The following is a 13,189-nucleotide window of genomic DNA, read 5'->3' as shown; positions in this document are numbered from 1 at the left end:
CTCCTGTCAGTAGGCGAGGCGGGTGGTCGAACCGAGCACCCCGTACACGGGGTCGCCGAGGACCCACACAGAGTCGGTCGACGATGCGCTGGTGTGGAACGTGATCACGTGCGAGTTGTGCTTGATGGTCTCGGTGTAGCCCTCGACCGTGACGCGCATCGACGGCGCGGTCGCCTGCGCGGGCAGGTTGTAGACGGAGAAGTACGAGCCGATCTCGGCGTCGAGGATGTCCAGGTAGGTGGACATGGTGTGCGCCTCGATGGGCACCTCGCGCAGTTCCGGCATGGGGTTGGCGTAGCGGGACACCAGCCACGCCGCGGCGTCCAGCACCGAGTTGTCGGACGTCTTCAGGACGGTCAGGTCCTGCGGGTACTCGCCGAACGCCAGCACGCTCGCGGGCGCGGACACACGCTGCGTCGCCCCGCCGGGCCGGGACGCGTCGACGAGGTTGACCATCTTCTGGTCGTCGTCCGCCAGCTCGATGCCCGGCTCCAGGTCGGCGTAGTTGATGGTGAACGTTTCCGCGCTGGGCGACGGGTTGTAGCGCACATCCCGCGACTGGTACGCCAGTCCGTACCAGTCCCGTTCGGCCCACAGGCGGCCGGACTCGGTGGCCTCGACCTCCCGCATCCGTGCGACGACGGAGGAGCCGCCGGGCCCCTGGCTGGCGACCGGGTCGTGGGTGGTGCCCCAGATGGTGACGGAGTCCAGGCCCGCGTACCGGGCCAGCCGCATGATGCGCTGGTCTGCGTCCTCGCCCGCGAAGCCGGTGGCGCCGGCGGCGTAGTGCTGGGCGAGGTCGGCGCCGATCGACGTGTACGGGGCGTAGATCGCGACGTGCCCGATGCTGCCGTTGAACAGGCGGCCGCCGCGGTGGCTGCCCACCCACAGCAGTCGCAGGTCGGTCGCCGCGAACACGGGCACGGTGGAGTCGACGAGGACGCCGTCGACCCAGATGTCCGAGGCGGCCTCGTCGAAGACGACGTGATGCCACGATCCGTTGGCCATCGTCGTCGGGCCGGAGATGGTCTCCACGTTCAGGGTGCCGCCGGTGTCGGTCCACTCCAGCAGCAGCCCGCCGAGCGTGGAGACGGTGAGCGTGATCTGGTACTGAAGGTCAGCCGAGGCCAGGCCGAGAACGGCGCGCGTGGTGGTCGTGGTCTGGAACCAGCACTCGAACGCCAGATACCCGGCGGTCATCAGCTCGGCGACCACCGGCCCGAGGTCGCACGTCAGGTACTTGCCCGCGCTCGCGGTGGACGGCGTGAACTGCGGATGCTGGTCGCCGGTCTCCGCGGCCCCCGCGGTGGCCGCCATCTCCAGCGTGCCGCCGGATCCGGCCTGGGTGAGAGCGAGCGCGGTGGCCGCCTTCCCCGACAGGTCGCCGGCGCTCGTCGCCCCTGCGTCCTCGGTGAGCGGGTAGTAGGCGACCGGCCCGTCGGCGATGATCTCCTGCGCCACCATCGAGCGGAGCGGCGGCTGCTTGTTGAGCCGCTTGAACAGGTCCGTCGCCGAGATCTGGACCTTGGAGTACAGGCCCTCCCACTGCACCGGGAACTCGTTGACCATGCCGTAGAAGCGGGGCCTGATCTTCGCGCCCGCCAGGTCGAACTCCGCGAAGTCACCGGTGCCGTTGTTCGAGCGTGAGGCGCCGAGTTCGGCGGTGACCTGGTTGACGCCGACCCACGCGGGCGTGGCCAGCGAGCGGCGCACGGTCCACCCGAACCCGTCGCCGCTGGTCTCCCAGTAGACGACCCCGGACGCCTCGCGTACCCGCCACCACGCGTGATCGATGGGGTTGTACGTGAGCACGGTCGCGCTGCCGTCGAAGTAGCCGACGTCGTTGACCAGGCGCAACGCGCCCGTGACCGGGTTGTACGAGAACCCGATGCGGGTCCCGTCCGTCCCGCTGTTGATCATCATGGTGGCGGTGGCGGAGGACGACCCGTTCGCCTGCGGCAGCGTCACCGGCTTCACGCAGAAGCTGGTGCCCCACAGCCGCCAGTACCGCGTCGACTGGTACGCGGCGAACCCGTTCACGGCGGCCGGCACCCGGGCCCGGCCGCCGACCTCGGACACCCCGCCGTAACTGTTCACCCACAGCGACGTGTTCAGCTTCCCGTCGTCGAAGTCGTCGCCGAGCAGTTCCAGCGCGTAGGGCTGCGGCCCGGTGGGCGCCGTCGGGATGATGGCCTGCGAGATACGGATGGGCGCGTTGCGCCGCACGAACGGGTAGTAGGGCGACGACGTGTTGCCGGGTGTGAACCGGCCGTCCGAGTTGTCGAGCACGAGGGTGGCCGTGCCGGGCTGCGTCTCCGACAGTTCGTCGGATGCCCCCCGGGTGATAGTCACCCCCTGCACCACGTCGACGTACTGGGTGATGTCCGTCCACGTGATCGTGGACGGTGCCTGCACCAGGCCACCCCACCCCATTTCAACGAGCAGCGGCACGTAAACCCCCTCAGCTGGCGAACTGGAACCTGACGCCCTGATTGCGGCCGAGCTTGGTGAACAAGCGCTCCATCTCCCGGGCCACCGCGACCGGGTCCATGGCCTGCTCGACGGTGATGTAGACGTTCATGCCGCCGCTCGCACCGGCCGCGACCGCAGGCCGGCCGAGGACGGGGCGCGTCGCCGCGACCTTCCCGGCCACGACGCCGAGCGCGCGGTCGAGGACCGGGGTTCGCTCGGTGAGCCCGGCCGCCAGGCCCTCGGTGGAGTAGCGGCCCACCTGCGCCATCACGCGCGACGGCGACTTGATGCCGAGCGCCTTGCGGATGGCCTTGTCCATACCCTTGGCGATCTTCAGCATCTGCTTCTCGATCGCGTCCTGCTGCGACGACAGGCCCTTGAGGAAGCCCTTCCCCGCGTTCTTGCCCGAGTCGTACAGAGCATCGGCGCCAGAGCGGCCGAGGGTCTCGGCCTGCGCGTTCACCTTGTACTGCGTGGAGTTGATCTCCTTGAACAGCTTCGACGAGGACCCGGCCAGCGCGCTCGCATACGCGTAGCCCTCCTCCGGGCCCATCTCCAAGATCTCGCGCAGCATGGTCTTGTTGAGACCGCGCTTCTTCAAGGTGCTGACGTACGAGGTGAACGTCTTCATCTTGGCGAGCCGCTGTTGCAGCTTGCTGTTGATGCCGGACGCGGTGACCTGCTCCTCGCCCTCGAACATGCCACCCAGAGACGCCGACTTCTTCGCCCCGACCCGGGTCGACTCGGCGAAGTCCTTCGCCCTCTTGATCGTCGCGGCCAGGGCGTCGCGCTTGCTCGCCAGCGACAGCAGCTTGTTCGTCTGCCGGTTGACGTACGCGACGTAGAAGTTGTCCTTCTTGCCGGTGAACGCCTTCCAGATGTCGGCCGCCAGATCCTTCGCTGTGGCCTTGATCTTGTCCTTCGACCCGGTCAGGCCCTTGATCAGACCAGACCCGACGTCCCGGGCCAGGGCGGTGGTGCGCTTCGACGGCGAGGCGATCTGCAACTCCGTCTTCATCGCGGTGATGATCGCGCCCGCCACCGAGCGGGCCCCGCTGGTGACCGTGCTCAGCGACCCGGTCATGCCTGCGGCCAGGCCGCGGCCCACATCCCCGCCCAGCGCGCCGAGACCGTGCGGCACCCGGTCCTGGTTGATCGCCTCAACCAGACCGCGATGCTTGGCCGTCGACCGGGCGTTGATGACGTACTCGCCGTTCGACGCGAACATCGGAATGCTGTCGGAGCGGCCGGTGCCCGGCCCGGAGATCGGGCCGCCGCCGGCGCGCTTCTGGATGCCACCCCGCCACGGGAACGAGGGGGCGACGTTGCCGTCCCGGGTCTGCTTGTAGTGCGTCCACACGGTGACGTTCCGGTCGCGCAGCCCGGCGAGCAGACCGCGCACCATGCGGATGACGCCCGACGCCCGGTCCTTGCCGTTGACGGCGACGCTCCGGTCCTTGAGCGAAGCCAGCTGGCCCTTGCCCTCGCGGATCTTCGACTTCAGATCATCGATCTTCGCGAGGAGCGCGGACCGCTTCGACGGCGGCACCGACTTCAGCTGCTCCTTGGCCGTCCGAAGCTGCGCCTCCCACGAGTTGATGTTCAGCTGCAACTTGCCCGCGGCCAGCTTCGGCGCGGTCGCCGCGGCGAACCCGCGCGCCTTCTCCTCGGCCGTCTTCAGCCCGGAGATGTACGAGTCCTTGAACTCGGAGAACTTCCGGTCAGCGGTCTTCAGCTTGTCGCCGATGCCGGGCACCCACCCGAACGCGGTCGCCGCGGCGTGCAGGACACCGCCGAGCGCGGTGACCATGCCGCCCGTCACGGTGCGGAACACCGACAGCAGGGTCGGCAGGTTCTGCACGCCGACCTCAACCAGCGTCAGGAAGGCCGTACCGCCCTGCCGGGCGAACTCCTGGATGGAGCCCTTGTTCCGCTCGATCGTGTCCGAGAGGCGTTGCAGTGGGCCGCGCGCCTTGTCGACCTCGGCGAAGCTGGGCAGGAAGCTGCCGACCAGAGCGGAGCCCACGTCCTTCAGGGTGGGGCCGAGGATGCTCATGATCTGCATGATCGACTTGAGGCCGAAGCCCAGATCCTTGAAGACGGGCGACAGGGCCTTGATGCCCTTGCCCAGCCCGTCGAGGACGGTCTGCGTCGACAGCCCGGCGTTCTCGAATGCCTGGCCCAGCAGCGGCCCAAGGGCGCGCGCGGTCTCGCCTGCGAACCGGCCGATCGCGGGCAGTACCCGGTTGAGCATGGAGAACAGGCCGTTCAGGAACGAGGCGCTCCCGGAGATCCCGACCTTCAGCCCGTCGAACATGCCGGGCAGTCCCTTGCCCAGCACGTCTCGGATTCCGCCCGACAGCGCGGTCAGGGTCGGCTTCGACGCGGCACCGAAGTCGAGGAAGCTACGGCCGAGCCGGCCGACCCCCGTCGCCATGTCGCCGACGAACTGCTTGCCCAGGGTGAGGTTGGCCTGGAGGTCCCGCTGGAACCCGGACTCACGGAAGACGCTGCCTGCCCGCTTGGCCAGACCGCCGAACGTGCCGCCGAGGTCGACCATGTTCCGGCGCAGGATCTTGACCAGCGGCCCGGCATCCTTCACCGCGCGGGTGAAGCCGGGCAGCATCGCCTTCTGGACGTCCCGGCCGGCCCCGCTGAACTCCTTCTTCAGCGAGACGAGTTCCTTGGTGAAGCCGCGCGCCTCGGGGCTGAGCTTCTTCAGGGCCTTGTTGTACTCCTTGGTGCCCTTGGCCTGGGCCTCCATGGCGTCGCCGACCCCGGCGAACCCGAGCTTCAGGGTGCCGCCGGCCAGCGCTACGCCGGCCATCATCGGCACCAGCGCGCCGAGCGCGGGCAGCAGCGACAGGCCTGCCGCGGCGGCGATGCCCATCATGGCGCCGCCCGCGCCGCCGCCGCTCTTGCCGAGCGACTGGGCGACGTCCCCGCCCGCGTCGGCCACATCGCCGAGCCGGTTGGAGAGCGACGGCAGCCCGTCGCTGACGGAGCGGGCCGCGTCACCGAACGACGTGAGGCGGCCGCTCAGATCGCGTAGCCGTCCCTGAGCGTCACGGGTGAACCGCTGCACCGAGTTGGTGCTCTGGCGCATGGAGTCGTCCAGGCGCCGGTGCAGCCGGGCCGCACTGTCGCCCGCCCCATTGAGGGTGCGCGACAGATCGTCGCGGCCGCTCAGGATGAAGTTCAGACGCTGCGAGGACACAGCCCGCCCCCTCTGCTTGAGGCGGGGCGCGGCCCGCTATTCGGTTGTGGACGCCGCCTTCAAGCGGGCCTCGTGCTCATCGATCCACCCGGCGAGGTACTCGAACTCGTCGACCGTCAGGTCGTCGACGTCGCGCGCTGTGTAGTGCAGGTAGTACGCGAACAGCGGCAGCAAGGTCAGGCGGCGGTCGGCGAACCATCCGTCACCAGACTGGGCGGGACGGGGCCCGGATCTTTTGGGAGTTCCTCGGCCTGCTTGATGGCCAGCTCGCAGGCGTCCTTGTCGTGGGCTGCCTCCCGCAGTTCGTCCCACGCTGCGGCCAGTTCCTCCGGCTGGTCCCGGAACGAGGCGTACACCTGGAGGGCGAACGACTCGACCTCTCGTGCATCGAGGCGCACGATGAGCTCGTCGTCGAACGGGTCGAACTGCGCCAGCCGCAGCGCGGGTTCGTTGCGCCTCTTCAGCGCCCAGGCGACCGTGCGCACCGCAGTGACGTCGCCCTCGTGCAGGCCTTGGCGGACTTCGGCCCACTTCATGTCGGCGGCCTTCTCGATGGCCATCACCTCGGAGGCGCGCAGCCGCCGCGCGTCCAGGGTCTCGGGCTCGCCGCCCTCGGGCGTGTAGACGATGATCACGTGTTGCTCCGGTTCAGGTCAGGCGGCGGCGCACGTCGTCCAGGACGCGGCCGACCTCGCGCTCGATACGGGGGGTGTGGGCGCGCACCGTGCGGTCCCACCACAGGGGGGTCGCATCCTGCTGCACCCAGCGGCGCCGGTTGCCGTACACGGGGTGGCGGATCCGGCCGGTGTTGAGGGCTGCGGGCATGCCCCGCAGATCGGCGGGGAGGTGGGACCGGTCGATCCACACTCGGGCGCCGGCGGACCCGGCGGAGGTACGCACGCTGATACGGATGGCCTCGGCGATCGTGGCGCGCATCGGCCGCGTCGTCGGGGACGGGCCGCCCGGGGGCGTGCGCCGCGGCTGGGAAACGATCCGCAGTTCACGGATGGTCGACTGGAGGTCGTCCTTGAGCGGCTCGGCCGCACGCCGGATCCGGCGCTGCATGGATGAGCGGATGTTCTCGTTACCGGCAGCCCGCAGGCGCCTCTGGAGTTCCAGCAGGCTGCCGGTGTTGAGCAGGCGAACGTCACGCACGACGCACCTACAGGGTGATGTCGGTAGAGATGTACTCGATGGCGGGCTGGTTCGTCCCGTCGTACAGGCCCGTGAAGCTGATGGTGGGCTTGACGACGTCGAAACCTTCGACAGTCGGCGGGGCCTCGTCGATACGGATCGCGGGCAGCTTGATCCGGAACGTCTCATAGTAGGTGGTGGCGATGTTGGCGCCGGTGAACTCCCACAGGAAGGCGGTTGCCGCGTCGCTCGTGTGCAAGTCGTCGAGCGTGGTGGCCACGTAGTCCATCTCGATCGAGCCAGTGATCTTCACCTGGTCGTTGGAGATCGGCTCCTTCTTCAGCCCGGCCTGTCCGGCGTAGAAGCGGTCCACAGCCTGGGGACGCTCGATCTTCACGGACACCTTGCGGATGCCGTCCAGCGCCGCCTCGGAGGCGTAGACGCCGGACTTCAGCGCCATCTGCCCGAAGTGGAACGGAGACATCGTGGGGTACGAGGCGACCACGAGCGTCTGCGTCTCGTCACAGTCCTTCGCGTCGAACTCGAAGCTCGCGGTGAGCATGCCGCCCACCTCGCACGAGAACTCAGCGCTCGTGACCTTGCAGCCCAGAAAGGTCTTGTCGGTGACCGTGCCCGTGGTGAGGGGCACGCCCTTCTGGATCACCAGGGACTTGCCCGCCGTGTCAGCGAGCGTGTGCGTTTGCAGGTACGCCGCTCCCGCGCCCTGCTGCACTGGCGTGACCGTCGTGCCCATGAGCGCCTGGAGCAGCACGCCCATGCCCTTGTTGGTGACCTCCAGGTCCACGCTGCCGTTGGCCTCGCGCTGGGTGACCACACGCCGCCCCGACAGCGGCAGCAGACGGCCGGCTGCGATGCCCGCCGATTGCGCCGTGGTCTTCTTCAGGGCCAGCGATTCCTTGGTGAACTCGATGTGCTTGGACGGCGCCACGTAGGTGCCATACGCCGACTCCGCGCCGATGCTGAGCTGGGCGCCGAGCCCGGACCCGATCGCCATGTCAGACCTCGTCCTTCTGCGGCGACTTCGCCGCCGCCTTCTTCGGCTTGGAGCCCGGCTCCTCGATCGACTCCCACGTCGCCGTCTGGCACACGTAGGCCTCGAACCGCTCGTCGGGCACTTCGACAATCTCGTCGGGCTCCACCGTGCGACCGCCCAGCTCAGGCACGGTCACCGGCTCGGGCCCGACCAAGCGCACACGCGCCATGGGGAACTCCTTGAGGTGGGAATGGTTGGATTAGATACGGGCCCGGCAGGAGACCGTGAAGACGAGGCCCGCCTGGGCGCCGTCCGGGGTCTGCTCCTGCGTGAGACTGCCGGCCGTCAGGTGGGCCCACAGCACCGTCCCGTTCAGGGTGGGCGCCTCCGGCGCCGCGTCGGTGGCGCGCAGCGCGTCCTCGACTTGCGCGAGCAGCTCAAACACTGCGGCCCGCCGCAAGGCCATGTCCTTGTCGCCCGCCCGGACTTCGGCATGGCAGGTGATCGTGAAGTCCTCGTCCCGGGTGCGGGCGCCCACCGACGCGAACTCCTGCTGAATCTCGGCGGCCTGGTCGGCGCCCGGCGCCCACCCGATGTACAGGCGGCGCCGGGACGTGTAGTTCACCGCCGAGGGCCCATCGATGACCTCGGCATCCGACAGGCCCGGAGCAGCCCGCAGGATGGCCAGCAGCGCATCGATAGCCGCGCCCGCACGCGAGGTCGCCATCACGCCACCCCCGGCGGCAGCTTGAACGGTTCGAGCAACTGGAGAACCCGGTTGGGCACCGCGTACCCGAACCCGGGGATCGGCTCAGAGACCGAGTAGTCGTCGCTGCTGCTCTGCCCGCGCGCGCTGCCGTACTGCGTGCGCCACAGGTGCTGGATCAGGATGCGCGCGGCGAGCTTGATGGTGGGCGGGGTCTCGGCCCGGCCTGCGGTGTAGGTGACCGTCCACGGCCCGCCGTAGAACCGGCCGCCCGACAGTTGCCGCACGACGCCGGTCGCGCCGTCGAGGTGCAGCTGCGCGACGTCGAGCGACGCCCCGCCCGTCAACTGCGGTGTGACGGACACGAGAGCCAGGGCTGGCACCTTCAGCAGGCACAGCGTGCTGCCGGTGCCGTTGGCGGTCTCGGTGACGGTGCGTTCCTCGACTACGCCCACCAGGTTCTCGATGGGCGCGGTGATGCCGTCGATGTACGCCTGAAGCTCAAGGTCGTCGCCGCTGCTCTCGATGTCGAGCTGGGCCTTGGCCTCGGCCAGAGTGATGATGCCCATGCCGCCCCCTCGCTACTCGGTGCGGGTCTCGGGGTCCTCGGCTCGGCCTCCGCCGCGCGAGGTGTCGGCAGCCTTCTCGGCGGCCTGCTGCTCGGTGCCGCCCGCCGCCTCGGCGGCACGCTCGCGGGCTGCGGCAAGGATGGCGTCGCGCTCCTTGAGGACCGAGGCACGCGGCTTCTTCGCCGCTGCTTCGGCGTCCAGGACGCGCAGCGCCTCGTCCTCGTCGGCGGTGGAGAGGAAGGCCAGCACCTCGTCGACCTTGGCGGCCGTCGGATCGAACGGCTTGTCCGCCCCGTCGTCCTCGGCCTCGACCGTGCTCGGCGCGGCCACCGTGACCGGGGCATCGTCGGGTGCGGCCTCGGCGCGCTCGCCGTCGGCCCATCCCGCGGCCGCCTCGTCGTCGACCTCGACAACGTCGCCCACGACCCACGAGAAATCCAGTCCGGCGATGGACTGCAGAATCCGGATACGGGCCATGCCCGCCTCCTTTCGGAGCAGGCGGCCCCGACCATGCCGGGGCCGCGATGCGGGCAGGATCAGGTCGCCGAGTGGGCGTAGACGCGGAACGCCGAGGCGTCGTCCGGCTTGGCGTCCAGGCGCAGGAAGCCGAGGAATCCGACCTGGAGGTAGTCGGCGTACCGCTCGTCGAGGCGCATCATCTGGCCACCGGCCACCTGCCGGACCACGTAGCCCGCGTTGATGTCGCCGTAGCCGATCGACTTGGCGTTCGCGGCCGGGGCCGGGATCCCGTTGTCGATGAGCACGCCCTGGCCGAGCAGCAGCGACGGGGCGCCGGCCTGGACGGACGGCTCCCACAGCGGACGGGACTGGCCGTCCTTGAGCTTGCGCACGACCTTGAGCGCGGAGTCGGACATGGCCCACTGCGCGCTCGCCCGGTACGCCGGGTCGATGGAGTGCTGAAGGTCGATCAGGTCGTCGTAGGTGACCGACGTGGTCTGCCCGGTCTGACCGGTCTTGCCCGCGGTCGCGTTGGTGAACAGGCCCTCGGGCTGCGCGGTGCCCGTGCCGGTGGCGAGGTGCGCGGCGACGGCACGGCCGATGCGCTCGCCGAGCTTGCGCGTCAGCCACGACTCCACGCCGAACACGTCGTCCTGCAACAGTTGCAGCGACAGGCGCACCAGCTTGGAGGTGTAGGTGTAGGCGCCGAGGGTCTTCTGCCCGAGGGTCACATCCTGCTCGGTGACCTGAGAGTTCTCGGCGAGGATCGCGCCGATGTTCCCGGTGTCGTCGTTGGTCGGCCAGTTGAGCGGGTTGCCGGACGCGGTGGTGATGACGTTCGCGGCGCCGAGCAGACCGCCGTACGCCTTCATCACCTCAGTGATCCGGTTCAGGGTCTCGGTCGGGATGAAGTACCCGCCGGCCGTCCCCGGCGACGTCGCACCGGCGCGCACCTCTGCCTGGTTCGACATCATCAGCGTGCGCTGCTCATGGGACAGCCCGCCCATGCCGTGCCGCACGTACACGTCGAACGCGGCCCGGTACTGGGCGTCCTGGTCGATCTCGCCGCGGTCCTCGGCGTTCTCGCTCCCGGTGGCGATGACGGCCTGGTCGCGCTGCACCGTGTCGAGGCGGGCCGAGCGCTCCATGCGCTCGATGTCCTGCGACGTGGCGGTGAGGTCCGCCTCGGCGGCGTCCCACTTCTCGCGCTCCTCGGCGGTCAGCTCGCTGCGGCCCTCGGTCTCGGCGCGAGCCTGGATCTCCTGCATCTGGGACCAGACGTTGGCCCGCTTCTCGATCGCTCGGGTGAGCAGAGTGCTCATAGTGGCGGTGTCCTTTCACGGCACGCCAGACAGCCCCTGCGGCGACGCCGAGGGGCTGACGGAAGGTGGATAGGGATTACGTGCGCGGGAGCCCGTAGCGGGCGGCCAGCGCGCTCATGCGCATTGACAGCGGCAGGCCCTGGGGCTGAGTGGACACAACCGGCTCAGCAGGCACCTGCTCGTCGCGAGTGGACTCTCCCGGCTCGCGGTCGATGTGCACCAGGTCGAGCAGCTCGGGCCGGTGCCGGGCGGCGGCCTCGACCGCGGCGTAGTCGCCGCGCCGATCCAGCGCCCGCGCCACGGCCTTCAGCTCGGCCTCGGTCTCGGGGTAGGCAGGGAAGGTGACGGCGCTGACCTCGATGAGGCGTACCTCGCGGATCACGCGCACGTCGACGGGCACCGGATCGGCGCCCTCGACTTCGATCTCTTCCTGGTTCCACTCGTCCTTGACGACGTAGAACCCGAAGCTCATGCCGGTGACGTTGCGGTTCTCCAGGTTCACCGCCAGGTCCTGCACGTAGGACAGGCGGGTATCGAGGGCGGAGTCGACGGCCAGGCCGCGGCCGTCCTCGGACAGGCTGAGGGTGCCGGCCGACATGCGGGACACGACGTAGTACGAGTCGTGGTCGATGAGCATCCGGGCGTCACCCTCGGACAGCGTCTTGGTGAACGCGCCCTCGGCGATCTCCTCGTAGAACCCCCAGCGCAGCGGATTCCCGATCGCGGTCCGGGAGTTGAAGACGGCGGCGTACCCGGCGAACCGCTGCCCGCCCGTCTCGTCGGCGCGGAGCGTGACGTGCGCCGTGTCCAGGGACAGGCGCCGCCGCTCCTCACTGGTCGTCATCGTCGGCATCGTCCGCCTCCTTGTCGGCGTGGTCGGCCAGGAGGCGGCGCGCCTCGGCCATGAGCGCGGCGGCGCGCACCGGCGCCGGTGCGTCGTCCGGCGCGAACGGGTTGGAGCCGAGCGGCGCCATGTACGTGGGCTGCAAGTAGGTGTCGCCCTCCGGGCCCGGGATCGGCGGCAGTTCCTCCAGGTAGCGGATGTCGTTGGCAGACATCACGCCCGTGTCGCGCATCGCCCGGTAGAACGTGGCGCGCGACGAGGAGTCGCCGCGCAGCAGCCCCTGCAGTGCGTAGTGCGCGTACTCGCCGAGCGGCAGCAGCTCCTTGGTGATGCGCTGCTCGGTCGGCGCGAGCCACGTCGGACCGAGGTCGAACGTCACCCAGCCCTGCGCCTGCTGCTCAAGGCCCGTGCCCCAGCTCGTCGACTTCGCGGTCTCCATCAGCAGGAACAGCGGCACGCCGAACATGCGCGCCACCTCGGTGATCTGGAACTCGCGGGACTCCAGGAACTGGGCGTCCTTCAGCGGCATCGTCACCGGCTGAAAGCTCGCGCCCGAGTCGAGCACAGCCACCTGGTGCGCGTTCTCGATCCCGCCGACCTTGGCCTGCCACCGGGCCTTGAGCGCCGCGGCCTGCTCGGCGTCCAGGCGCTGCTCGGTCTGCAAGACGCCGGACACCATGTTGCCGCGGCCGAACAGCTGGCCCGCGCTCAGCTCTGCGGCCTGCGCAAGGCTGATGCCCCCGCGTGCCAGGGAGACCGGGGACAGGCCCTTGAGCCCGTCGTAGCCGAGCCCTGGCAGGTGCATCAGCTCACGCGGCGTCAGCCGGTGCACCTCGCCCCAGTCGTCCGTCGCATAGAAGAACTTGCCCGACGGGTTCGCCTCTGAGGGCCGCTCGCGGTCCACGGTCACCCGGTCCGACGACACCGGCCACAGCTCCTTGACCTGCCCGGATGGCGCCCTCAGCTTCTGGATGTAGGCGTTGCCCCACAGCACCTTGTGCACGTAGGCGAGCCGCCACAGTTCCAGCGGCGTCAGCTCCGGGTGCGGGTCGCCGAGCAGCAGGGACGTGGTCCGGTCCTTGGTGCCGGCCTTGTACGTGTGCAGCGGCAGCGCCGCCGACACCCCGGCAATGACGGCCACCGACCGCCACACGGCCGGCATGTGCAGCGCCGAGCGCTCGGAGACCTGCACACCGGCCTCGGTCTTGGGGCCGCCGAGCCAGTCGAGCAGCGACGAATCGGTGAGCGGCACCGCCGGATTCTCCGGCGAGGAGCGGCGGTCGAACAGGCCGAACAGGCTCATGACGGCGCCCCCTTACGGTGGGTAGATCGTCGCGGCGCCAGCTTCCGCTCCGCGGCGACAACGCCCATCAGCCCGGCCAGGATCAGCGCCGCAGGCACGTAGATCAACGCGACGCCGTACAGGATCGACAGCAGGGACACGACCTCGGCGACGGTCAACGCGACGGATC

General features: G+C 69.7%; 14 protein-coding genes. All 14 read right to left on the bottom strand.

The features are described 5' to 3' along the window. Positions 1-6: 6 nt before the first annotated feature. The gene (locus tag V2W30_RS22700; RefSeq protein WP_338699209.1) at positions 7-2,451 is read right to left on the bottom strand and encodes a LamG-like jellyroll fold domain-containing protein; all 2,445 of its coding nucleotides are present in this window, start codon (positions 2,449-2,451) and stop codon (positions 7-9) included. A gap of 10 nt (positions 2,452-2,461) precedes the next feature. Then, positions 2,462-5,689, bottom strand: a complete 3,228-nt coding sequence (locus V2W30_RS22695; protein ID WP_338699207.1) for a hypothetical protein — start codon at positions 5,687-5,689, stop codon at positions 2,462-2,464. Positions 5,690-5,725: 36 nt separating this feature from the next. Next, positions 5,726-5,863 carry a hypothetical protein gene (locus V2W30_RS22690; protein WP_338699205.1) on the bottom strand — a complete coding sequence of 46 codons (138 nt, stop codon included), beginning with the start codon at positions 5,861-5,863 and terminating at the stop codon, positions 5,726-5,728. Positions 5,864-5,865: 2 nt separating this feature from the next. Continuing rightward, the gene (locus V2W30_RS22685; RefSeq protein WP_338699203.1) at positions 5,866-6,324 is read right to left on the bottom strand and encodes a hypothetical protein; all 459 of its coding nucleotides are present in this window, start codon (positions 6,322-6,324) and stop codon (positions 5,866-5,868) included. Positions 6,325-6,337: 13 nt separating this feature from the next. Next, entirely contained in the window at positions 6,338-6,844 is a 507-nt protein-coding gene (locus V2W30_RS22680) for a hypothetical protein (RefSeq protein ID WP_338699201.1), read from the bottom strand. A 7-nt stretch (positions 6,845-6,851) separates the two neighbouring features. Next, positions 6,852-7,838, bottom strand: coding sequence for a phage tail tube protein (locus V2W30_RS22675; RefSeq protein ID WP_338699199.1), 987 nt, complete (start codon positions 7,836-7,838; stop codon positions 6,852-6,854). Between the two features lies 1 nt (position 7,839). After that, positions 7,840-8,046, bottom strand: coding sequence for a hypothetical protein (locus V2W30_RS22670; protein WP_338699197.1), 207 nt, complete (start codon positions 8,044-8,046; stop codon positions 7,840-7,842). A gap of 30 nt (positions 8,047-8,076) precedes the next feature. Next, positions 8,077-8,544: a hypothetical protein gene (locus V2W30_RS22665; RefSeq protein WP_338699196.1), complete on the bottom strand. Its 468-nt coding sequence runs from the start codon at positions 8,542-8,544 to the stop codon at positions 8,077-8,079. After that, positions 8,544-9,092, bottom strand: coding sequence for a head-tail connector protein (locus V2W30_RS22660; protein ID WP_338699195.1), 549 nt, complete (start codon positions 9,090-9,092; stop codon positions 8,544-8,546). Before V2W30_RS22660 ends, V2W30_RS22665 begins: the two co-directional genes overlap by 1 nt. Before the next feature lie 12 nt (positions 9,093-9,104). Continuing rightward, positions 9,105-9,569 carry a hypothetical protein gene (locus V2W30_RS22655; RefSeq protein WP_338699194.1) on the bottom strand — a complete coding sequence of 155 codons (465 nt, stop codon included), beginning with the start codon at positions 9,567-9,569 and terminating at the stop codon, positions 9,105-9,107. 59 nt (positions 9,570-9,628) lie between these two features. Continuing rightward, positions 9,629-10,873 carry a phage major capsid protein gene (locus V2W30_RS22650; RefSeq protein WP_338699193.1) on the bottom strand — a complete coding sequence of 415 codons (1,245 nt, stop codon included), beginning with the start codon at positions 10,871-10,873 and terminating at the stop codon, positions 9,629-9,631. A 76-nt stretch (positions 10,874-10,949) separates the two neighbouring features. Further along, positions 10,950-11,717, bottom strand: a complete 768-nt coding sequence (locus V2W30_RS22645; protein ID WP_338699192.1) for an HK97 family phage prohead protease — start codon at positions 11,715-11,717, stop codon at positions 10,950-10,952. Further along, on the bottom strand, positions 11,704-13,020 hold the full coding sequence (locus V2W30_RS22640; RefSeq protein WP_338699190.1) for a phage portal protein: 1,317 nt from the start codon (positions 13,018-13,020) through the stop codon (positions 11,704-11,706). Before V2W30_RS22640 ends, V2W30_RS22645 begins: the two co-directional genes overlap by 14 nt. Next, positions 13,017-13,178, bottom strand: coding sequence for a hypothetical protein (locus V2W30_RS22635; RefSeq protein WP_338699188.1), 162 nt, complete (start codon positions 13,176-13,178; stop codon positions 13,017-13,019). Before V2W30_RS22635 ends, V2W30_RS22640 begins: the two co-directional genes overlap by 4 nt. Between the last annotated feature and the right edge of the window lie 11 nt (positions 13,179-13,189).

The sequence above is a fragment of the Streptomyces sp. Q6 genome (assembly GCF_036967205.1).
Classification (GTDB): domain Bacteria; phylum Actinomycetota; class Actinomycetes; order Streptomycetales; family Streptomycetaceae; genus Streptomyces; species Streptomyces citrinus.
This window is presented reverse-complemented; position numbering and strand designations above follow the sequence as displayed.